Source organism: Sulfurimonas marina (genome assembly GCF_014905095.1).
GTDB classification, from domain to species: domain Bacteria; phylum Campylobacterota; class Campylobacteria; order Campylobacterales; family Sulfurimonadaceae; genus Sulfurimonas; species Sulfurimonas marina.
Map to the genome: position 1 here is coordinate 902,393 of NZ_CP041165.1, position 22,512 is coordinate 924,904.

Annotated in this window: 24 protein-coding genes; 11 read left to right on the forward strand and 13 right to left on the reverse strand. The window is 35.0% G+C overall.

Translation table 11 applies throughout. The features are described from left to right. Complete coding sequence (locus FJR03_RS04730; protein ID WP_193114499.1) at positions 1–753, reverse strand: efflux RND transporter periplasmic adaptor subunit; 753 nt, start codon at positions 751–753, stop codon at positions 1–3. After that, positions 753–2,099 (reverse strand): TolC family protein, encoded by a 1,347-nt coding sequence (locus tag FJR03_RS04735; protein ID WP_193114500.1) that lies wholly within the window; start codon positions 2,097–2,099, stop codon positions 753–755. The genes FJR03_RS04730 and FJR03_RS04735 overlap by 1 nt, the downstream gene beginning before the upstream one ends. A gap of 208 nt (positions 2,100–2,307) precedes the next feature. Between FJR03_RS04735 and FJR03_RS04740 the strand changes: the two genes are divergently transcribed. From FJR03_RS04740 to FJR03_RS04775, 8 genes are read left to right on the forward strand one after another with little or no spacing between them, the layout of a single operon-like run. After that, positions 2,308–2,757 (forward strand): DUF4395 domain-containing protein, encoded by a 450-nt coding sequence (locus FJR03_RS04740; RefSeq protein ID WP_193114501.1) that lies wholly within the window; start codon positions 2,308–2,310, stop codon positions 2,755–2,757. Positions 2,758–2,814: 57 nt separating this feature from the next. Beyond that, positions 2,815–3,024, forward strand: a complete 210-nt coding sequence (locus FJR03_RS04745) for a hypothetical protein (RefSeq protein ID WP_193114502.1) — start codon at positions 2,815–2,817, stop codon at positions 3,022–3,024. A gap of 11 nt (positions 3,025–3,035) precedes the next feature. Continuing rightward, on the forward strand, positions 3,036–3,242 hold the full coding sequence (locus FJR03_RS04750; RefSeq protein ID WP_226962181.1) for a hypothetical protein: 207 nt from the start codon (positions 3,036–3,038) through the stop codon (positions 3,240–3,242). A gap of 15 nt (positions 3,243–3,257) precedes the next feature. Continuing rightward, a complete protein-coding gene (locus FJR03_RS04755) occupies positions 3,258–3,578 on the forward strand; it encodes a hypothetical protein (protein WP_193114503.1) in 321 nt (106 codons plus the stop codon). Continuing rightward, the gene (locus FJR03_RS04760) at positions 3,578–4,195 is read left to right on the forward strand and encodes a type III pantothenate kinase (RefSeq protein ID WP_193114504.1); all 618 of its coding nucleotides are present in this window, start codon (positions 3,578–3,580) and stop codon (positions 4,193–4,195) included. Before FJR03_RS04755 ends, FJR03_RS04760 begins: the two co-directional genes overlap by 1 nt. Next, a complete protein-coding gene (gene hisG, locus FJR03_RS04765) occupies positions 4,189–4,815 on the forward strand; it encodes an ATP phosphoribosyltransferase (RefSeq protein ID WP_193114505.1) in 627 nt (208 codons plus the stop codon). The genes FJR03_RS04760 and hisG overlap by 7 nt, the downstream gene beginning before the upstream one ends. Further along, on the forward strand, positions 4,815–5,498 hold the full coding sequence (locus FJR03_RS04770; protein ID WP_193114506.1) for an SAM-dependent methyltransferase: 684 nt from the start codon (positions 4,815–4,817) through the stop codon (positions 5,496–5,498). Before hisG ends, FJR03_RS04770 begins: the two co-directional genes overlap by 1 nt. Before the next feature lie 50 nt (positions 5,499–5,548). Next, the gene (locus FJR03_RS04775) at positions 5,549–5,809 is read left to right on the forward strand and encodes a hypothetical protein (RefSeq protein ID WP_193114507.1); all 261 of its coding nucleotides are present in this window, start codon (positions 5,549–5,551) and stop codon (positions 5,807–5,809) included. A 22-nt stretch (positions 5,810–5,831) separates the two neighbouring features. Here FJR03_RS04775 and FJR03_RS04780 read toward each other — a convergent pair whose 3' ends face one another. The 6 genes from FJR03_RS04780 to FJR03_RS04805 form a co-directional block, all read right to left on the reverse strand. After that, a complete protein-coding gene (locus FJR03_RS04780) occupies positions 5,832–6,848 on the reverse strand; it encodes a cytochrome-c peroxidase (RefSeq protein ID WP_193114508.1) in 1,017 nt (338 codons plus the stop codon). A 94-nt stretch (positions 6,849–6,942) separates the two neighbouring features. After that, a complete protein-coding gene (gene pdxA, locus FJR03_RS04785) occupies positions 6,943–7,860 on the reverse strand; it encodes a 4-hydroxythreonine-4-phosphate dehydrogenase (RefSeq protein ID WP_193114509.1) in 918 nt (305 codons plus the stop codon). After that, the gene (locus tag FJR03_RS04790; protein WP_193114510.1) at positions 7,857–8,639 is read right to left on the reverse strand and encodes a pyridoxine 5'-phosphate synthase; all 783 of its coding nucleotides are present in this window, start codon (positions 8,637–8,639) and stop codon (positions 7,857–7,859) included. The genes pdxA and FJR03_RS04790 overlap by 4 nt, the downstream gene beginning before the upstream one ends. After that, the gene (locus FJR03_RS04795; protein ID WP_193114511.1) at positions 8,639–9,346 is read right to left on the reverse strand and encodes a lysophospholipid acyltransferase family protein; all 708 of its coding nucleotides are present in this window, start codon (positions 9,344–9,346) and stop codon (positions 8,639–8,641) included. The genes FJR03_RS04790 and FJR03_RS04795 overlap by 1 nt, the downstream gene beginning before the upstream one ends. A 43-nt stretch (positions 9,347–9,389) precedes the next feature. Then, positions 9,390–10,304 carry a polyphosphate kinase 2 gene (ppk2, locus tag FJR03_RS04800; RefSeq protein ID WP_347402142.1) on the reverse strand — a complete coding sequence of 305 codons (915 nt, stop codon included), beginning with the start codon at positions 10,302–10,304 and terminating at the stop codon, positions 9,390–9,392. Between the two features lie 30 nt (positions 10,305–10,334). After that, positions 10,335–12,266 (reverse strand): thioredoxin domain-containing protein, encoded by a 1,932-nt coding sequence (locus FJR03_RS04805; protein ID WP_193114513.1) that lies wholly within the window; start codon positions 12,264–12,266, stop codon positions 10,335–10,337. A gap of 111 nt (positions 12,267–12,377) precedes the next feature. Between FJR03_RS04805 and FJR03_RS04810 the strand changes: the two genes are divergently transcribed. After that, a complete protein-coding gene (locus FJR03_RS04810) occupies positions 12,378–12,872 on the forward strand; it encodes a nucleoside 2-deoxyribosyltransferase (protein ID WP_193114514.1) in 495 nt (164 codons plus the stop codon). Further along, complete coding sequence (locus tag FJR03_RS04815; protein ID WP_193114515.1) at positions 12,872–15,460, forward strand: ABC transporter substrate-binding protein; 2,589 nt, start codon at positions 12,872–12,874, stop codon at positions 15,458–15,460. The genes FJR03_RS04810 and FJR03_RS04815 overlap by 1 nt, the downstream gene beginning before the upstream one ends. Here the strand turns inward: FJR03_RS04815 and FJR03_RS04820 are convergent. The 4 genes from FJR03_RS04820 to FJR03_RS04835 form a co-directional block, all read right to left on the reverse strand. After that, positions 15,435–15,656, reverse strand: coding sequence for a (2Fe-2S)-binding protein (locus FJR03_RS04820; protein ID WP_193114516.1), 222 nt, complete (start codon positions 15,654–15,656; stop codon positions 15,435–15,437). The genes FJR03_RS04815 and FJR03_RS04820 overlap by 26 nt on opposite strands. Positions 15,657–15,664: 8 nt before the next feature. Further along, complete coding sequence (gene dsbD, locus FJR03_RS04825; RefSeq protein ID WP_193114517.1) at positions 15,665–17,416, reverse strand: protein-disulfide reductase DsbD; 1,752 nt, start codon at positions 17,414–17,416, stop codon at positions 15,665–15,667. 78 nt (positions 17,417–17,494) lie between these two features. Then, complete coding sequence (gene lpxB, locus FJR03_RS04830) at positions 17,495–18,538, reverse strand: lipid-A-disaccharide synthase (RefSeq protein WP_193114518.1); 1,044 nt, start codon at positions 18,536–18,538, stop codon at positions 17,495–17,497. Then, entirely contained in the window at positions 18,535–18,897 is a 363-nt protein-coding gene (locus FJR03_RS04835) for a c-type cytochrome (protein ID WP_193114519.1), read from the reverse strand. Before FJR03_RS04835 ends, lpxB begins: the two co-directional genes overlap by 4 nt. A 60-nt stretch (positions 18,898–18,957) precedes the next feature. Between FJR03_RS04835 and FJR03_RS04840 the strand changes: the two genes are divergently transcribed. Further along, positions 18,958–20,121 carry an amidohydrolase family protein gene (locus tag FJR03_RS04840; protein ID WP_193114520.1) on the forward strand — a complete coding sequence of 388 codons (1,164 nt, stop codon included), beginning with the start codon at positions 18,958–18,960 and terminating at the stop codon, positions 20,119–20,121. Here the strand turns inward: FJR03_RS04840 and FJR03_RS04845 are convergent. Beyond that, entirely contained in the window at positions 20,118–22,466 is a 2,349-nt protein-coding gene (locus FJR03_RS04845) for an EAL domain-containing protein (protein ID WP_193114521.1), read from the reverse strand. The two genes, FJR03_RS04840 and FJR03_RS04845, sit on opposite strands and share 4 nt — an antisense overlap. Positions 22,467–22,512: the final 46 nt, after the last annotated feature.

Here is a 22,512-nt window from a genome sequence, read left to right on the forward strand (position 1 = left end):
CTATTTTACCTCAATACCGATCGTAGTATACATACCCGGATAGATGTTTTTATTTTTCTTGTCTATAGAGATTTTGATCTTAAATGTGTGTGTCATAGGGTTTGAGCTAGGGATAATAGCTGATATTTTACCTGTAGTTTGGATCTCTAAAGATGGGATATTGATAGAAACTTTTTTCCCGATAAAGATACTTTTCATATCTTGTTCAGCTATTTCGATCTCAATTTTTAAATTACTTAAATCAGATAAAACGATTGCAGGCATACCTGGAATTGCCATCTCACCCACTTTGATGTTTTTAGAGATGATTACACCTGAATTTGGTGCTTTGATGATAAGGTACTTATATTGGTTCTCTACCTCTTGAAGTCTTGCTTTTGCAATGTTTATCATATCTTTGAGGTTTTTCTCTGCAAGTTCCAGCTCTTCAACTTTGTATTTTGCCACCATATCTTTTTCAAAAAGTCTTTTATGACGCTCAAGATTCATAACAACGTTTGAGTATTGGTTTTCATACATTTGCAGAGCAGATTCTGCTTGACGTTTTGCCGAGTCAATCTCACGAGAATCGATCGTGTAGAGTACTTGACCACGCGATACTCTATCACCTTCACTTACATTAACATTTGTAACAAATCCCATAAAACGACTTGTAATCATCTTTTGGTTATCTGATATCACAGTACCAGACAGTGTTAATATTTCAGCAACAAGAGATGTTGCCAGTGCTATTAAAGCGAGTATTTTCTTCATTATTTTTCTCCGTTTGCTAGTTTTTCAAGTTCAAAGATTTTTTCATTTCTTTTATTTTTTGCTACTAAAAGTTGTAGTATTTTTTCTATTTGAGAAGATTGTTTTATTATAACATCATTCATAGATACAAGTTTCTCTTTATATCTTGCTTCATAATTCTCATAGATCGCATTTGCCAACTCTAACTCTTTTGTAAGAGATTTGATCTCTTGGTTGGCACTTTTAACTTCTGTTTTTATTTTTGCAAGTTGTAAAGAGATCCCTTTTTTCGCAAGTTGTACTTGTGATTCTATTTTTAGTTGTTCAATTTTTGCTTTTTCAACTTTTGCACCGTCAATACCGCCGTTAAAGATATTCCAAGTAAGTCTTGCACCCACTGTATAAGCTTTATGATCGTTTGCTTCGCCCAAGAATGTATCATCAGCTGTTGCAATTTCTGCAAATGCACCGAGAGTTGGATAGTAACTAGCTTGACTTGCATCTAACATACTTGCTTTTATATCTAAAGCGGTAGTTGCTTTTTTGATATCCAAGTTTCTTGCAAGTACGTCATTATCAGTGAAGTTAGGTTCAGCTATTTCACTTGTTGGAACTTCGATATCGTCCACTTTTTCATTTAATAAAAAGCTGATGTAGTGGTAAAGAAGTTCTTCATTTGCTTTCATCTGAACAAGAAGTCTTTCAACATTCCCTTTTTTCGCTTTCACTTCCAAAAGGTCAACCTTCTTTGCATACCCAACCTCGATCATAGTTTGTGTAGTATTTTCGAGTGCATTGATATTGCTTAGAATTTTTTCCATATTTTTGATAGATGATTCTAAAAGAGCCATATCGTAGTAACTTTTTTTCAGTTGAAACACTTTTTCACTAAGTACTTTCTCTTTATCGAGTGATTTGATGTTTTTTACACCCTCCATTACACTTGTATAGCTTGAGATCGCAAAGCCTGTAAAAATCGGTACTTCATAATGAAGTTTAGATTGGAAGAAATTTCTGTCTTCCGGATAGTTTAAATCATGTGGTTCTACAGTTAAGATGTTAGGATTTGTCATACTAAAGTCTGAAAATCCAAAATCTCCAAAGTTTGCTTCACGAGATGTCAGTTTAAAACCGAAAACATTTCCGGCATCGTTTGACCTGGCAAAATCTTGAGTAAAATCAAGTTTACCCCAATGCAGACCACTTGTTGAAGATATGTCTTCCTTGGCACTTTTTACCGCTAAAGAAGCTGCTTTTATCTCTAAATTTTTATTTTTTAATATTTCTAGTGCTTCACTCAATGGTAACGAGTTACTAGATGCAGATAAAAACAATGGTAAAAAAAGTGCACTTACTACTTTTTTCATTTGTTGTCCTTTGTTGTCATTAGTTTATAAATATAGATGTAATTTAACTCTAAATTATAACATATATTTTATTGGATTATATAATAAAGTTATCACATTTAATTATTTAGAAAAAAAATCTGGGAATTCAATTATAAGAAAAAAATATAGTTAAACTTTAAGAAAATGTGATTAAAATTTGATAATTGTTTTAAAGAAAGGTGTTTTTATGTCAGGTGCATGTCCATTAAACTTTGAAAGAGTTGATTCCAATGTAACAAGGTTTTCGGCTTTATTGGTTGCGTCATTAGTAGGGCTTTATTTATATACGAACAGTGTTTATATTTTATATTTTTTAGCTTTTGATTTTGTTATGAAACTTTTTATAAATCGAGGAATATCTCCTATCAGTATGTTTGCAGAATTTTTAAAAGATATGTTTAAAATTAAAGATAAATTAGTAGACGGCGGAGCAAAACGTTTAGCAGGTATTTTTGGTTTATTATTTGTCGTTTTATTGATCGTTTCACACTATTTTGACATATGGAGTTTTTCTTTAGGTGTAGCGGCCGTTTTTTTAGCATGTTCATTACTTGATGTGTTTTTCGGTTTTTGTATTGCGTGTAAAATATACTTTATAATTAAAAAAATCTATCCAAATTTTATGAATAACCTTTAATTTTTATCATTCTCGTAGTACAATAGCTCTGTACTAATTTGATTAAAGGATAATATGATGGATGCTGTCATCAAAGATCTACTCTCCAGAAAAGATGAAATACAATCAGAAATTGAAACAATTTTCAAAGCAAATATGAAATTTACTGATTGGAACGTTCCAGAAGCTGACGATAAAGAGGCTGCAAAGGTAATTCTTGATATGATTCAAGAAAAATTAGATAAAATCAAAGCTGATGTTGCAGCAGGGCAATACGATTATTATTAAGGGTAATTATTATGAGTCATAAATTAAAAGATCATTTAGAAAAAATTAAAGACGAAGTTTCAAAAACAGATATGCTGGATGAGAGTCAAAAAGCAGACAGTGTTAAAAGAATAGAGGAATGGGTTATAGAAGATAAAGCTTTTGGAACTCTAAAAAATGAACTTACAGAGATGAGTATCTTCTTTGAAAAACTTTTTGCCGAACTCGGTATTGAGTAAGGATTTAATATAGATATGCAGATGGTTGTAGATTCTCTTAGAAATAAGGGGAAGATATTTAAAAAGATGCAAGAGGTAAACCCTAAAGATTTAAAGATCAGAAATAAGATCAAAATGTTTGTAGCAACTGATATGAATGGCTACTATTGGGCTATTTTTGCAGTAAGTCAAAAAAGTAGACTCCTTATGAAAGATGTTCATAAGTTTGAAGAGATTTATGCAAAACTTTCACTCTTTTGCGATCACAACTTTAAGCAAAAGATCCTTTTTATAGACGCACCACTTTGTTCAAAAGCGCAAAAAGCATTTAAAGAAGTTGGCTGGAAGATCCAGTAATGCTTCTTTGTGATATTGGCAATACCTCCTACCATTTTAACGACGGTAAAAAAGATTTTAAAGAGTTTGCAGACTCTTTTAACCCTCAAACAATAAAAGAGAATGTTTATTATATCTCCGTAAATCAAAGTGTAAAAGAAAAACTAGGTTCTTTAGAAAACTGGATAGATTTGGAAACTTTTGTTGATCGGGAAAAATATTATACAACTATGGGGATAGACCGCATAGTTGCTCTTGCCTCTATTAACGATGGCGTGGTAGTTGACGCAGGAAGTGCAATAACCGTTGATGTGCTTAAAGATGGTGTTTTTGAAGGGGGGTTTATCTATCCCGGAATAAAAGCTATGCAGGAATGTTATAAAAATATCTCCAATGCACTTGATTACTCATTTAACTTTGAGGTAGATTTGGGTAAAATGGCGAAAAATTCTCCCGATGCGATCAGTTACGGGTATCTTAAACCATTTGTTAATGAGATTAAGAGTAAAAATTTACCTATTATTTTAACCGGTGGTGATGCGTCAGAGTTTAAAAAACTATTTCCTAATGCAAGGCTCGATCAAGAGTTGATTTTTACGGGAATGAAAAAGATTATGAAAAAGGCTGGTTTATGCTAACAGTTGCACTTCCAAAAGGGCGTATAGCAAAAGAAACACTAGAGATATTTGAAACTATTTTTGGAGACAGTTTCAAATTTGATGACAGAAAACTTATTTTAGAGACTCCAAAATTCCGTTTTTTACTTGTAAGAAACCAAGACGTAGCAACTTATGTATACCATCAAGCAGCAGATATCGGTGTTGTTGGACTTGATACTTTAGAAGAGCAGGGGCTTGACGTTGTTCGCCTGTTAGACCTTAAACGCGGTGTATGTAAAGTCGCTATCGGGATGAAAAAGGGTGAGAAGTTAGACCTCACTAAACCTGAGCTAAAAGTAGCATCAAAGATGGTAAACATCACAAAAAAATATTTTGAAGAGCGTGCTGTAAGTGTTGAGATAATCAAGCTTTACGGTTCTATTGAACTTGCACCTCTAATCGGTCTTGCAGATATGATCGTAGATATCGTTGAAACTGGTACGACAATGAAGCAAAACGGTTTAGAAGTGGTTCAGGATATTATGACAAGCTCAACGTACCTTATCGCAAATAAAAACTCATACATCTCTAAAAAAGATGAAGTTTTAGATATCTACGAGAAGATCAATAAAGTTATTAAAGCTGAGCAAGAGGCTTAATGACAAACTTAGATTTATATGCAAAGGCTGAACACCTTTTAGGGATCGAAGATGCTACTGAAGCACTTTACGATCTTTACCGTTCTGAGCTGGAAGATTATAAAGTAAAAACACTTTTAGATGTTGGTTGCGGACGCGGTGGTTTTATGCGCCGTATGGAGAGTGACGGAGTAAAGTGTAAGGGTGTTGATCTTAGTGAGCTAATGGTACAGGAGTGTCAGGAGATCGGTCTTGATGCTGAGTGTAAAGATCTAAGCGAAGTTGAGGGGAAATATGATGCTATAGTAAGTATCTTTGACGTACTTAACTTTATGGATAAAGAAGCACTTACAAAATTTTTAGATGCAGCAGCTCAAAAACTCAATGATGACGGGATCTTCATTGCAGATATAAATACTATCTACGGCTTTAAAGATGTAGCTGAGGGGAGTATGAGTAACGATACCGATGAAGAGTTTTTAAGTGTAGATGCTGTATTTGAAAACGATGAACTTCATACCAAGTTTACACTCTTTGAAAAAAATGATGACGGTAGATATACAAAGTATCAAGATACTATTGTTCAGTATTTTCATAAGATCAAATTTTTTCAAAATCTCAGTTCACTAAAACTGGTAGATAAACAAACGTTTTCTCTGTATGATACAGAGGATAAGACGCTTTTAATATTTAAAAAGCGATAATTTAATATATATCAAAACATATATAGATTTAATTTAAAAAAAGGAATAAAATGAGTAAACACAAAACAAAATTAGCAAAAATCTTCGAGCATCCAATCTCTGGAAATATCGATATTACAAAATTAACGCATGCGTTAGAGCACTATGGAGTAGAAGTTGATGTTTCTAAAAAACATCGTTTATTATTACACTTTGCAGGTAAAGAACATTCAGTATCTTTATCACACAACAATGAATTACATAAAGATTCTGTAGTAGCATTACGCCACTTTTTAGAAGAAGTTAATTTAACTCCTGAAAAATTAGACTAAAAGAGCATTTGCTCTTTTAGTTTTAGTTGATATCCGGTAGTGGAGTTTTATCAGTTGAAGCTGGTAAAATCGGCATTGTGATATCTGGTTTTCTACCATCTAAAGCTTTTAAGAAAGTTTCAATCTCTTGAACTTGTTTGCTTGAAAGATCTGCACCTAATTGTACACGTCCCATCTCTTTAATAGCTTCAGAAAGCGTTTTTATCATACCGTTATGGAAGTATGGTCCTGTTTGATCAATGTTTCTTAGTGTCGGTACTCTTACCATACCGTTTGCATCACCTTTGAAATCACCCACATCGTTATATTTGTATTTATTTACAACGTTAAATACATTAAGATCACCACCAAGTGCTACACCAGTGTGACATGTTGCACAACCAACTTGGATAAATGTTTTAAGACCTTCTTGTTCTGCTGCAGTAAGTGCTTTGCTATCACCGTTTAAAAAGTCATCATATCTTGATGGAGTTACAAGAGTTCTCTCAAACACTGCAATAGTATCTGCAACTTTTGCTAGAGTGATTTTTACATCGTTACCATAGATCTTTTTAAATGCATCTACATATGCCGGCATAGATGATACTACCGCTGCAACGTGCTCTTTAGTAGCTGCCATTTCCGGTGCTGCTTGCATAGGACCTTGAGCTTGATCTTCTAAGTGTGGACTTCTACCATCCCAAAATTGAATAGAGTTAAAAACAGAGTTATATACTGTTGGAGAGTTTAGATGGTGAGGATTTACCGTCCATTTATGGCCAACTGCCGCTTCTAAACCGTCATCACCACCTTCACTTAAGTTGTGACAAGAGTTACAAGAGATAAAACCGCTTTTAGAAAGTCTTGGATCAAAATAAAGTTTTTTACCAAGTTCAACTTTCGCATCTGTAATAGGGTTTTGTGGATTATCGATTAGTTTCATTAACTCTTTTTGAGAGTTAGGAATAGGTTTTAAACCAGCTTCTTCCGCTTGTTTAGCTACACTATTTGCTACTAAAGAAGTAGCAACTGCTGCAGATAATAACATTGTCTTTTTCATTTTAAACTCCAAGAAAAAATATTAAAGGAAAAAAATTATCCTTTATAGATGGCAAAATTATAACCTCTAATTCTTAAGTATATCTTGTAGTTATTTAATTATTTATAAAACTTAATGCAGATTTTATTCCATTGAGGTAACTAAGTGTTTTTGCCTGGTTTTTATAGGCAATATCAAATGCTGTACCATGGTCAACTGAAGTTCTGATAATAGGAAGGTTTAAAGAGATATTTACGCTCTCATCAAAGTAAAGTGCTTTAAGCGGTGCTAATCCCTGATCGTGGTACATTGCAACATAATAGTTAAAGTTTTTTCGAAACGATGGAGTGAAAGCGATATCTGGAACTATACAGCCGTGAAAAAGCTCTTTTCCTATCTGCTTATTTACATCTGCTATTGCTAGTTCGATCTCACGCTCTTCATCACCTAGAACACCATTATCGCCTGCATGGGGATTAAGACCCAGTACTGCAACCTCTTTATCACCTATACTTTTATGCAGATCTAATAAAAAAGTAGTGATTTTATCAGCTTTAATATGCGAAGGTACCTCACGAAGCGGCATATGCTCGGTAAAGAGTGCAACAAACATTTCCGGGCACCCAAGCATCATAATAGCTTCTTTATTGAAATATTTGCGAAGGAGATCTGTATGTCCTACAAAATGAAGATCTGCTAATTTCCATGCCTCTTTATGGATAGGCATTGTTACAACTGCATCTGCCTCTTTTGTCTCACACAACTTAATAGCCGTCATAAAAGAATCGTAAGAGTACAAACCGCTCTCTTTACTTACAACACCCGGTTCTATTGTAAATTCACCTTCAACTTCGAATAGTTCTAAATCTTGAGGAAGTGTAACATCTAAAAGCTTAGCTGCCTGTGCTAACATTGTATTGTTTATACAGTATATCGGTGTGCAGATTTTAGAAATAGTTTCGTGAGATTTAAGTGCGATCTCAATTCCTACGCCGTTTAGATCACCGACACTTATGGCAATTTTCGGTTTCATCTTTGTGTGAGTCTTTTCATCTCTTTTACAGCATTGTCTAAACCGCTAAATACACTTCTGGCAATGATGCTTTGTCCTATATTTAACTCTGTAATCTCTTTAATTGCTACCATCTCATGTACGTTATGGTAATTTAAACCGTGTCCTGCAGCAACCTCAAGTCCGAGTTCAACGGCAGCTATTGCAGCATCTTTAAGCTCATCGATCGCAACTTGAAGTTGTTGTGTCAGCTCTGCACGTGAAAGCTCTAACTCTTTTACAGAGTGGTTAGAGTAGGGGAGTGAAGAGTTTAGCATTGCAAAAAGGTTTGCAAAGTGTCCCGTATGGAGTTCAACCATCTCTGCTCCGAGCTCTTTTGATTTTTTCATCGCTTCAATTGTAGGATCTACAAAAAGTGAGACAGGAATTTCTGCAGCGTGCAGTTTCTCTATAGCTGATTTGATAGCATCACTGTTTGAAAACAGATCTAAACCACCCTCTGTAGTAACCTCTTGACGTTTTTCAGGTACTAAAGTTGCACGGTGAGGTCTGTTTTGACATACGATATCTATAATACTCGGCTCAATCGCACACTCTAAATTTACTGGTACTTTTGAGAAGCTGATGATGTTTGTAACATCAACATCTTGTATGTGGCGTCTGTCTTCTCTTAAGTGAATAGTTATCTGATCGGCACCGTTTTGACATGCTACATATAAAGCTTGTAAGATATCTGGATCGTTTATCTCTCTTGCTTCACGCAGTACTGCTACGTGGTCAATATTTACACCGAGTTTCATTATTTATTACCCTTTTGAAGAGATTGTTTGTAGTGAGAGATATATTTTTCTTCCAAGTTTGTATGATCAACAATATCACCGATGTGTACTTTAACTTTATATTGCTCTTTATAAGGGGACGCTTTAAAGACTTTTTCAAGTTCATCATTGATAAATACAGGTACTACTTTAAGGTTATTTGCTTTTGCAATTTTCTCTGCACCGCTTTGGAACTCTTTGATCCCTGCTGCTTTATGTCTTTCACCCTCAGGAAAGATATAAAGGTTCATATTGTCAACTTTTGAGAAAGTTTTTTTGATAGTTTTAAAAAAGCTGACAAGTCCTCTTTTTGTTTCAAGATCAACACTGATACAGCCGCTGTACTCAAAAAACTTTCCGTAAAAACTGTCAAAAAGCTCCTGTTTTGCAATCCATGTACCATTTTTGTTGTGCTGGGAAAAGATATGTTCCATAACAATAATATCTAAAAGCGATCTGTGGTTGATAGCGTAAAGGATTTTATCCTCTTTTGGAAGCTCTCCGTCAACTTCTACCTCTATATTTAAACGTTTAAGTACTTTGTTAGAGTAGGCCTGACGAGCTTTTGAAAGCTCTTCATAGGCATGTTTTAGAGAGATATAAGGGTGAAAGAAAATCTTTTTGAAAATATAGATATATCTATATCCAAGTCTAATCATAAATGCATATTTTCTAAGATCTTTTACCATAATCACCTCATAATTTTTAAAAGGAGATTATAGCTAAAAAAAATTAATTTGATGACTCTCTTATGGTCATTTCATTTTCCATTTTTTTAATCTCTTCTCCTGCAAGGACTGTAACTTCATCATCGGTAATAAAGTTTTTCTTTTCTATTTTGTTCGGGTATTCAAAGTTGTTAAGGATATGTTTAATGGTATTTATCCTTGCCTGTTTTTTATTATTTGAGCGAATGATTGTCCATGGAGCATGTTGGGTATGTGATGCAAGAAGCATGGAATATTTTGCAAGGGTATATTTATCCCACAGCTCCTGAGATTTTTGATCGACAGGAGAGAGTTTATACTGTTTGAGAGGATCTGTTCTTCTTTTTTCAAAACGTTGTTCCTGTTTCTCTTTTGAAACGGAAAAGTAAAATTTAAACAACTTTATATCGGAATTGATAAGCATCTTCTCAAATTCTGGAACCTCTTGTAAAAACTCTTTATGCTCTCTTGGTGTACAAAATCCCATCACAGGTTCAACTCCCGCACGGTTGTACCAGCTTCTATCAAACAGAACTATCTCGCCGGCAGCGGGAAGGTGGTGTACGTAGCGTTGAAAATACCATTGTGTTTTTTCAATATCACTCGGTTTGTTCAGTGCAACTACGCGGGCTCCACGAGGATTGAGATGTTCAATAATTCTTTTTATAGTCCCACCTTTTCCTGCAGCATCGCGCCCTTCAAAGATCATTAAAACCTTCTCACCTGTATCTTTAATATGGTTTTGCATCTTTAAAAGTTCAATTTGGAGTTTTTTGAGTTCACTTTCGTATTGTAATACCTCTTTTTTTACCCAAACAGGGACTCTTTTTTTCTTCCCTTTTCTGCGTTCCTCTTTTTGATTTTCCTCTTTGCTTTTTCGGCGATCTTCGTGAATAATCTCCTCTAAAGCACTTCCGTCAAGGATCTCATCGGCTACCATGTTTCTTTTTCTGCTCATAAAACCACCTTTTTAAATAGTGTCTAAAATAAGTTGTCCAAGTTTGTTAACATCATCTGTATTGGCAAAACAACTTTTCTCTCCACATACCATAAATCCTTGATCTTCACTTGCTTTTAAAAGTGTAAAAGGATATTCGATATCTTTTAGTTTAGCGCTATTTTCTTTTAGGTTTGTTAAATTCGATTTTACTATACGATCTCCTTTGATATATCTGAGTGCCTGTGAAAGCATGTACGGATAATATATAGGACGGCGTCCAAGATCGTAAGAGTTGTACTCCATAGTTTTAAAAGCAAAGTGTGTGTATTTTTCATCTTCTAGTAACATCCCAAGCGTTAAAAGTACATCTACCATAGTACTTACACTGCTTGTATAGGTGTTATCAGTTACCTCTGCTTTTGTTTGAAACTCACCCACACTAAAGTTCCATAACCCTTTATCGTAAAAGTTTTCAAGTGCTTTATTTACCATTCTTTGCGCCTGAATGAGATAAAGGTCATCTTGTGTAGCTTTATAGCCGCTAAGAAGTGCTTTTGCTAAAAATGCATAATCCTCTAGAAATGCTTCAACTTTAGGTGTTTTATCTACAAGTGCCGAGTGGTAGAGTGTATCGTTAAGATACATCTTGTTTAAAAGTGCATCAAGTGCATCTATAGCCTTTTTTAAATAGCTGTTGTCTACCATACCCAGTTGAAAAAGGGAGTGGATCATCATCGAAGACCAAGAAGTTTGCACTTTTTTATCTATAAACGGATAGTCACGTTTTGCACGAACTCCCTGGAGTAAGATCTTCACATCTTTAAACCACTCAGGAACTTTCTCGTCAAAACGGATGATGTTTTTCCCCTCAAAGTTTCCATCCGGTGTTACATTCATCTCATGACACATTTTCTCCGGGTTTTCATAGCCGTTTTTTTCCAGTAGCTCATAAACCTCTTCATAAGTGTAGGTAAAGTAAGTTCCCTCTTCACCTTCGCTGTCAGCATCACTTGCACTGTAAAAAAGATTGTCCTCAGACATGAAGTTAAACCAAAAATCTGCAATCTCTTTTGCAGTCTGTAAGTAGTTTTCATCTTTGTAAGCAAGGTACCCATCAAGATAGTTTTCACAAAGTAGGGCATTATCGTATAACATCTTTTCAAAGTGGGGTACTAACCATTTCTCATCAACAGAGTAGCGGCAAAATCCGCCGTCAACAAGATCGTACATTCCACCTTTTTTCATCTGATCAAGCGTATTTGTAAGCATTGCAGTGATCGCTTTATCGTGGTAAAGATTATCTATTATCTGCAGTGATTTTAATGTTGATGCATGTGGAAACTTCGGTTTTACAGAAAAACCGCCGAAGTTTGGCTGGTAATTGCTTTTCGCCTGATTCACAAATGTAAGGTAAAACTCCTCTTTTAACACTGTTGCTTCTTTAGGGTGTTCAACATGGTTGATAAACCCTTCAACTTCATCGGCGTTTTTATAAAGCTGTGGATCGTTTTCTTCTACCTTTGTAGCTATAAGGGCAGTGAGCTCTTTAAAACCCATCCCTTCAACACTACCTTCATTAGATTCAGGAGGGATGTAAGTTCCTGCAAAAAACGGTTTATTTTGAGGTGTACAAAAGATAGATGTCGGCCAGCCCCCTGCACGACGGTTAAGCAGTTGATATACCTCTTGGTAGTGTTTATCTATATCGGGGCGCTCTTCACGATCTACCTTGATCGCAATAAAGTTTTTGTTTAAAATCTCTGCACACTCATCATTTTCAAAAACCTGTTCCTCCATTACGTGACACCAGTGACACGATGAATATCCGATGCTTATAAAAATTGCTTTATTCTCTTTTTCGGCTGTCTCAAACGCTTCATCACACCAAGGCCACCAATCAACGGGGTTATTTTTATGTTGTTGTAGATAAGGTGAATCCTCTTTTTCTAATCTATTGGCCATAAAATCTCTCTTATTATATTTTTTTGTAGAGTATGATAAAGAGGCTAATTTTGTCCTTAAAGAAAATAAAATGTTACAATAATAAAAAAATATTTTAAACTGGGAAATTTTATGAAAAAAATATATATCGCCGGGCCGGATGTTTTTGAAAAAGATTCAATTGAGATAGGGAAACAACTTGTAAAACTATGTAGAGAGTATGGTTTTGAGGGGTTGTATCCTTTAGACAACGTAGTCGATTTTTCTCAGGAAAAACATAAAATAGCACAAGATATATATGACGCAAATGCAGCAATGATAAAAAAAGCAGATATCGTAATAGCAAATTTAAACACTTTTCGAGGTAAAGAAGCCGATAGCGGTACTGTGTGGGAGTGTGGTTATGCAAGCGGTCTTGGAAAAGAGGTGTATGGTTATATGCAGAATACAGATAGTTATATTACAAATTTTAACGATGATGAAAAGTTTGAAAGAGACGGCTACTGCGTTGATACAAAAGAGCGTATGATCGAAGATTTTGATCATCCCATTAACTTGATGATAGCGTGCTCGGTAAAAAAGATTATAGCCGGAGAGTTTGAAGATGTCTTAAAGGCAATCGCATAATGATGAAAGCTTTATTGATTTTGTGTTTGTTTGTACTCTCTTTACACGGAAATCTTACGGAAGAGAAAGAACTTGAAAAAATTTCTTTGCAACTGCATTGGAAGTATCAGTTTGAATATGCAGGTTTTATTGCTGCAAAAGAGAAAGGTTTTTATAAAGATGTAGGCTTGGATGTTGAATTCCTGGAATACAACAAAGGGATTGATATTGAAGAAGCTGTGCTGCGGGGTAAGGCTACTTACGGTATCTATAACTCATCAACTATGATAGATTATCTTAGAGGAAAACCTATAAAGCTAGTCGCATCTTTTTTTAAACGCGCCGCCTTGGTTTTGATCACAAAGCCAAATATTAAATCCCCAGAGGATTTAAAAGGTAAAACAATTATGGCTGCTGCAAAAAAGGATTTTCTCTTAAACTTTAAACCCTTTTTAGATGTCTACGGTATTAGTGTTGATGATATGAGATTAGTACCCCATACATATTCTATAGATGATTTTATGAGCTCTAAAGTGGACGGCATGACAGCTTTTGTATCTGATCAGGTATATAAGTTGGATAATGAGGGGATAAAATACAACATATTAGATCCGAGTAACGATAACCTTTTTGTGTTACAAATGGAACTTTTCACGACCGACAATGAAGTAAAAAATCATCCAAAAAGAGTGCTTGACTTTAGAAATGCATCTATTAAAGGGTGGCAGTATGCTTTGAGTCATAAAAAAGAGTTAGTTGAGATTATTCATAAAAAGTATGCCCCAAATATTTCCAAAAGCGATCTTTTAGATGAAGCAAAAGGGATTGAGAAACTTATTCTTCCATATACGTATGACATAGGCTCTATAGATAAAAACTTTTTAAGTAAACAGATGGAGTTTTTTAAAAAGGAGTATAAGCTCGATCCCTCTAAAGACCTTTCAAACTTTGTTTTTAACTATGAGTATATAGATAAAAGTTTATGTTTAACTTCCAAGGAGAAAGAGTATATAAAAAAACATCCTGTTATTGATGTATGTATACATAACGAGCAGTTTCCTATTGATGGGATAGATAAAGGAAAAATGACGGGTGTAATGTCAGATATATTCAACGATATTTCTCAGACGACATCTCTTAGTTTTAGGGCAATTGCCAGTAAGTCACATAAGGAGTTAAACCAAAAACTAAGAAGAGGTGAGTGTCAAATTCTCTCAATTTATGCAACAAGCAGTAAAGACCATCCGACTGTAGAACCAACTCAACCTTTTATGAATATCCATTTTACCCTCCTTGGTACACTTGATAAATCTTTTGTCATACATCCGGATAATCTTGAGGGAAAAAAGATCGTTGTTCAGATGGAATCGTATAAAAACTATCTGCTCTCGTTATATCCCCACCTTGATATTGTTGTAGAAAACGATAAAAACAAGATGGTTAAGATGGTACTTTCATCGAAAGTTCATGCACTTGCAGCCTTAGATTTTCAAGCAGATTACCTGATCGATAAATATGGATACGGGAAGTTAAAAATTACCGGCTTTCTAGCTAAAAATCATCCAATCTCGACAAGTATAGGTATACAAAAAGATGAACCTGTTTTAGCTTCTATTATTGGAAAAGGTTTAGCTAAAATCTCTCAAGACAGAATAGATAATATTCTTAATGAATGGAGAATTACAAGGTATCATCAAAGTATAAATTATTCCCTTGTTATTGCAACTGTTATTATTATGGGACTCATCTTACTGGTGATGATCTATTACCAAAGAAAGCTGAAAAATTTCAATAAAGAGCTTGAAAATCAAGTTGCTGAGCAGACAAAGCTCTTAAGGGAATATAACCATTCATTAGAGGAGACTGTTGAAGAAAAAGCACAAGAGCTGATCAAAAAAGATGAGCTATTAACTATGCAGTCTAAACAAGCTGTGATGGGTGAGATGATCTCTATGATAGCCCATCAGTGGAGACAACCGCTTAATACTATTACACTTCAAATATCAAATATGCAGCTCAAATACCTGATGGAAGAGAAACTTGATAAAGATGAGGTGATTAAAACATTTGAGGCTATAAACTCTACTATTCTCTACCTCTCTGAGACTATAGATGACTTTAAAACATACTTTCGAAAAGATAAAGAGTTGGTTGATGTGAGCTTAAAAGAGCTGATTGAAAAAGCATTGAATCTAATTCGTCCTAGATTAAAAGATGTGCAGGTGCATCTGTATATTGCAGAGAATATACGTGCTAAAGTCTATTTTAATGAGCTTGTACAAGTGGTACTTAACATTTTAAATAATGCAATAGATGCATATGATACATGCAAAACATGTTCAAAAGAGATACATATCTCGGTAAAACAAAAAGAGAATATGAATGTGATCCATATTGAAGACAATGCAGGGGGAATAAAGGAAGCACACTTAGAAAAGTTGTTTGAACCTTATTTTAGTACAAAAGGGAAAAATGGAACGGGGCTGGGACTCTATATGTCCCAGATGATTATAGAAAAACAGTTTGGAGGTTTCTTAAAAGTTGATACCTATGATGACAAAACAAATTTTAAAATTTATCTGCCTATAACTTACCCTGTTTCACCATAGAAAAGACTAATGGGATATTTATCCCATCGTTGTTAAAACCCTCATCGTGACAAGATTCACACTTGTCACCCATAGGGCAAACATCATTCTCAAAAACTTCTTTAATCGTTTGAAAGTTATTCTTTTTGATACACTCTGCTATATCTTTAGCAGTTAAAGAGTTACATATACAAATTTCCGTATTTGGATCGATCATTAAAGCTCCTAGTAAACAGTTTTAAGGTGTGTTAAAAATTTTTGAGGCTCAGTAAAACCTACTATTGTTTTAGCGTTTATAGGGTTGAGCTCTTCATCAAAAAAGATGAGTACCGGAGGACCGAATACTCCATATTTTTTATTTAATGCTTTTGTATTTTCATCGTTTGCAGTTACATCTGCACGCACTAAAACAAAATCTTTAAGCTCAGAAATTACAGAAGGGTCTCTAAAAGTGATCTCATCAAACTCTTTACACGCTACACACCACTCAGCAGAGAAGTCCAGCATGATTTTTTTCCCTTTGTTCTGTTCTAAAACAGCATCTAACTCAGCTATTGAAGTGATAACCTCAAAGTGAAGCTCTTCACTCTGAATTACTTGAGAGGCAACACTTTTGCCCGCTAAAAACTCAAGTGGTTTTGTTAAACTCGCTTTGCCCGCTAAAAAGCTTAAAAAGAGGGTAAGAGAATAGATAAAAAGGATAACGGCAACACTGCGTTTAAAGATATGCCCCTCATTGTTAAATGCACCTAGATACAGAGCAAAACTAAGACCTAATAATCCATACAGAAGAATAGCAACGTCAGCCGGAATCACTTTTTCAAGCATCCAGATAGCAACTGCCAGCATGATAACGCCGAAAGTAGCGTTTACCATAGTCATCCAAGCTCCAGGTTTCGGCATAAACTTACCTGCACTCACACCTACTAAAATAAGAGGAAGACCCATACCGATACTCATACTAAACAGAGCTGCAGCACCTAAAAGTGCATCTCCTGTTTGACCAATATATACTAGAGCACCTGCAAGTGGAGCTGCAACACAAGGTCCTACGATTAAAGCAGATAAAAATCCCATAATAGCGACACCGATAAAACCGGTTTTAGATGAGTTCTGGCTCACTCTTGAAACAATTGCATCTGGAAGTTTTAGTTCATAAAACCCAAACATAGACATTGCAAGGGCTACAAAAACACCTGCAAACGAGTATACTACCCATGGAGTCTGCAGTGCTGCTTGGAGGTTTGAACCAAACAGTCCAGCTAAAACACCTGCGATCGTGTATGCAATTGCCATTGCTAGTACATATACAACAGAAAGTACAAACGCTTTTCTAGTTGTTAAACCTTCTCCTTGAGAGATGATAACACCGGAAATAATCGGGATCATAGGAAATACACACGGTGTCAGAGAAAGTAGTATCCCAAATACAAAAAACGTTGCGAGTATTACAAAAAATCCGCTGTTTTTGATAGTATCTGAGATTAGGTCTGTTTCAGACTTTTCAGCTGTTTCAGCTTTAGGTTCCTCTTTTGCTGCTGATTCTCTAGATAGTTTAGAAGTATCAACCTGCAGATCAAACTCTTTAGAGTAGGGCTCGTAACATAAACCCTGTTCCGAACACCCTTGGTAAGAGATTTTTAGTTTTATATCTTTTACACCCGGATTAGATGAAGTGTCCTGTAGTGTGAGGGTATATTTAGGTGAATCCAAATATACTGCATCACCGTGATGCTCTACAGGTGTAGGTTTTTGAATGTTTTTGATTGAAACATCTTTGCTGTTAAGAAGTTCCATTTTTAATTGTTTTTCATAAAGATAGATCTCTTCACCGAGAGTAATTCCAGCTTCGATCTCCATCTTCTCATTTACTTTTGCATATGGTTGAAACGCTTGATCAGGCATTAAAAAACCTGCACCGTTTACAAGAGTGGCAAATGAGAGAAAAACAAGCATAAGTTTTAGAAAAAATTTCATGTTGTCCCTATTGTTATTGAAATAATAAAAAAGTATAACATAGAATTGTATACCTAAAGCGTAAAGTTCTACTTTATGTTATTGTTTTATGATTTGTGCTACTCTTTTGGAAGATCCATGTCCAAGATATTCCCTAAGCAGTTTTGAATTTTGTAAAAAGTTGTCTCTTTTATAGTTATGAAAACTTTCCAGTAAATTCTCTTTTGTTACTTCATCTTGCAAAAATTCAGGATGCAAAGAAGTATTGTTGTACTTTTGGAGTAAAATATTTCCTAGCCCTACATAGTCAAGTTTTACAAGTCTGCTGCCGATGAAATAATCAAGTGCTTTTGCTTTATAGACGAGGATAAACGGAGTGCCGATTAAAGAAGCTTCAAGTGTTGCCGTCCCGCTGCATATAAATGCGAAATCAACATCGTGCAGTGTTGTATGTGTATCATGTGAAACAGTTATATCGCTCAAATCACCATAAAGCTCTTTCACTTCTTCTTGTGAAAAATGTTTTGGAATTACAAGGGTTGCAGGAATGTTTAATTCTGCGATCACTTCACGAAAAATCGGCATCAATCTTCTGATCTCACTTTTTCTGCTTCCCGGAAGATAAGCTATAGAGTTTACCTTCGAAGAGAGTTGCTCGTTAAAAACAGTGATCTGATCAAGCAGCGGATGTCCTACATATTCTATATTTGCCTCTTTTGGATAGTACGAAGGCTCAAAAGGCAAGATAGACGCAAGTTTGTCTATTGTCTTAGCCAATACGGGAATTCTTTTTTTCTTCCATGCCCAAGCTTGCGGAAGGATGTAGTAGATGATCTCTTTATCGGGATATCTCTTTTTGATCTTTTTTGCAAGGGGGAGATGAAAACCGGAAGAGTCGATCAAAAGTACCTTATCGGCATCAGCTGAGAGTTCAACCATCTGATCTGCAAGTTTAAAGAAGAAACGCAGTTTTTTTAGCGCATCAACGATCCCCATAATGGCGAGTGATTGTAAGTCTATGATCGGGTTACCCAGTTTTTTGTCAAAGATACCGATAAACTCGACATCATCGCCAAGCTCTTTTTTTAGTGATGTAAGATGCACATTTGCAGAATGCTCAAGTGCAGATACTAGTAGTTTCATGAACCGCCGTCTCCCCATGTTTGATAACTGTCGTCATAACGTTCACCATTTGCTTCGTCATGATAATTTTCGAAAAAAGTTGTTAAGTTGTCGATATCTTCATCGCTAAGATCGCTTGTAAAACTGATCATAATCTCTTGTGCCTGGGTATCTGCTTTTCCGCTTCTAAAACGTTTGAGTTTATAGCTTAGAAAACCTTTTGAACGGTTTGCAAGAAACGGAGCACGTTGAATCCCTTCAGCTTTGTGACCATGGCAAGTGAAACACCCTTTTTGCATATAAAGCTCTTTTCCTTTCTCGTAAGGAGTTTTCCCGAAAAGAAAAGAAGAAAGTAAAAAAATTAGTAGTATAAAACGCAACTCTTAAGCCTTTTTTCTTTATAATATCGTAATTATATCAGAATCAGAGGTGGTGTAAGCATGGTTATAACAAATGCAAAAGTGTATGATGTTGACGGTTGTAAAGAGTTAGATGTAAAGATCGTCGACGGTAAGATCGTTGAACTTGGAACATCTTTAACGGATGAAGAGATAATAGACGCAAAAGGTGCATATCTTCTTCCTGCATTAGTAGATAAAAACGTAAGTCTGCTTGATGCTACACTTAATGCAAAAAATATCAATGCAATAGCGGCAGAAGCAAAAAAAGGCGGAGTGGGCAGAGTTGTACTTAACCCTCATTCAACTCCTGCAATTGATAATGAAATTGTTTTAGAATATGCGAAAAACAGTATTAAAGATATTGACGATGTACAAATTGATCTTATGCTTAACACTTTACAAGATGATTTAAGCCTTTCAAACATCGCTATACTTTTGAAAAAAGGTGCATCATCACCATATATGAGCACAATTGCGAAAAACAATATTGCTATTAAGATCGCAGAATATGTAAAGATGTACGACACTACACTTCATTGTAAGGCTGAAGACAACTCATTGATCCACTCAGGTGTTATGTTTGACGGAGATGTGAGTTCAAACTTAGGCCTCTCAGGTATTCCAGAACTTAGTGAAGTATTACACGTTTCAAGAATGATTGAGATCGCAAGATATTTCGATATCAAAATCCTTTTTAAATCTATCGCATCACCTAGAAGTATAGAACTTATCTCAAAAGCAAAACAAGAGGGTGTACAGGTTTCTTGTGAGGTTTCTATCCACCACCTTATGCGTTGCGATGAGTCATGTAGAGATTTTAATACGATCGCAAAAATTAATCCGCCGCTTGCCTCAAAAGATGATATGCATAAATTGCAAGAACTTCTTAGAAATGGTGAGATCGATAGACTTACAACACTGCATCAGCCAAACTCACCTGTAAACAAAGAGGTTGCTTTTGACGATGCAGCATACGGATGTTCAGCTCTTGGAGATGCATTGCCTCTATACTATACAAAACTTGTAAAAACTGAGATGATCGATATGGAGACACTTTTAAAGCTGACTACCGACAATGGTAAAATCGAAGTAGGAGCTTCAGCAGAGCTTGTGTTATTTGACCCGACACAGAGCTATACTGTAAATAACGTGGACTCTTTATATAACTTCGAAGAGCTTTTTGGAATCGTCACACCACTTTAAATAGTGGGTGAGGGTTCAGAGAACAGATACCCCTGAAATTCATCTATACCTAACTCTTTACAAACTTCAAATACATCTTGAGAATGTACAAATTCTGCAATTGTTTTAATATCTGATTCTTTAGCAAAAGTGATGATCGATTTTACAACTTGTTGTGCTCTAAGATCTGTATCGATATTTTTGATAAGCGAGCCGTCAATTTTCAGGAAATCGGGTTCAATGTTTAGAAGATGAGAAAAGTTTGAATATCCTGTTCCAAAGTCATCAATGGCGATTTTTGCACCTAAGTGTTTTATCTCCTGAAGGAAATTTTGTACATCTTGAAGGTTATAGATCTCTTCAGATTCTAAAATCTCAAAGACGGCATTGTTTGCATGATGAGAATCTCTTAGCTGCTGTTTAATAAATCTGTTTGTTTCTTCGTTTAGAATATCGCTTGCACTTAAGTTGATTGAAAATAGGAACTCTTTATCTTCAAACTGCTCAAATGTTTTTGTAATAACAGCTTTTGTAATACTCGGATAGTATTTTGTTTTTTGGGCAATATCCAGGAAGAAATACGGAGATAAAACAGTATCACCGTCTTGCAGTCTTACAAGCGCTTCATATTTTCTGATCTTTTCATTTTTATTAACAATTCCTTGAAAATAGACAAGTATATTGTCATTTTCAACGGCAGTTTTTATCTTATTGATCGTATTGAGGTTTTGTGAATGGAGTGTTTTCTCCGTATCGTTTTCGTTGTAAACTACGTAGTCTTTGCTTTGACGTTTCGCTTTTGTGAGTGCCATTTCAGCTTTTGCAAGTTTACTCTCTTTATCAAAACAGATACCTGCGTACATCTCTATAGAAACACTTATGTCATCATCTGTATGGATAGTATCATTTTCTATAGAGTTCATAATTTTTTGAATAAATTCAATAAAATCCTCTTGCTCCATAAGAACGTTGTTTTTAATAATGAATCTGTCACTGCCGATACGGTAAATATTATAGTAGTACCCGGTAATCTCTGTAAGGGATGTTTTTGTCACTTGTTCTAAAACCAAGTTTCCAATCTCAAAACCGAAAACGTCATTGATCTGCTTAAAGTCTTTAATATCAAGAAGTGCAATAAAACTTCTCGGATCAAATTTCAGGTCTTCAAAAAGTTTGTTTCTGTTTGGTAGTTTCGTAAGGGCGTCATAATAGAATTGTTCAAAAAGTTTTTGATCTTTTTCTTTATTCTCTTCTTTGAGAAAGTTATAGCTCTTTTCAAGTTCCAGCCCCATAGTAATAATGTTATTTTGTAGTTCCCATAGTGAGTTGTCATTTTTTGCAAGCGGAATCTCATGCAATCTCGTAAAATCTTTATTTTTAATTTTATTTGTAAGTTGTTTGATGAAGCTGATCTTTTTTAAGATTGTGTTAGTTCTTCGTCTTGTAAGGTAAAATATAATGAATGCAGTTCCAAATATAAGAAGAAAACTTTTTAAAAGATCAATCTCAAACTTTTCAAAAAACTGATCTAAGGTAGTGAGTGTACATACATATCCCATCGTGTTTTTGTTGAAATCTACGATAGGGTAGATATTGAGATAATATGTTTTTTCATTGAGTTCAATCTTTTGAATCTTCTTTTTAAAGTCTATCTGCTCAATTTTCTCTGCAGGGATGTTGATCGTTCGATCAGCCAAGATGTAGTTACCGATGATCTCTTTATCTTCTATGAAGCTATTGTAGTATTTTTGTACAAGGGTATTTGTAGCATTTCTCTCATAAACTAAAAAACTGTCATGCTCTGAATTCTCTTTTAAAACATTAGGAATCCAGTCAATTTTTTTCCCTAATGACAAACCACCGAGAATATTTCCGTACTTGTCAAAGATAGGTTCAGTCGCACGAAGTCCTGCGTAAGATTTACACATCAATAGGTGGGTACTCGGTTTAAATGAAGTTGTAACCCATTGTATGTCTGCTCTGACATCAGAAACATCATTTCCAATAGTGTTAAAGTTTGAAAAGTTTACAAAAGAGATGGCCGGGGGTTTGAAAAAATGGATCTCATATGTCAGTTTTTCATGACGCACTTTATTCCAAATTGGGGAAATATATCTTCTTATTATCTCAGGATCATTCTCTTCATACCCTTTGATAACAAACTCGTTTGAAGATAAAAGATCTGAGAGGATTTTAACATTTTCAAGTTGAGCTTTCATCAGGTTGTCTAAGACAGTTTTGTCTTTTTGATAGATAGCCTCTTTCTCTTTTTCTATCCCAAACCATAAGGATGAGAGTTCATTAAGCATAAAAAAAGTGATTGCCGTGATGGCAATCAGATAAAGTGATTTGTTTATGTTAGTCATAAAAATATTATATCCTGTTATGACGAAAAAATCTTTTAAAAGTGTG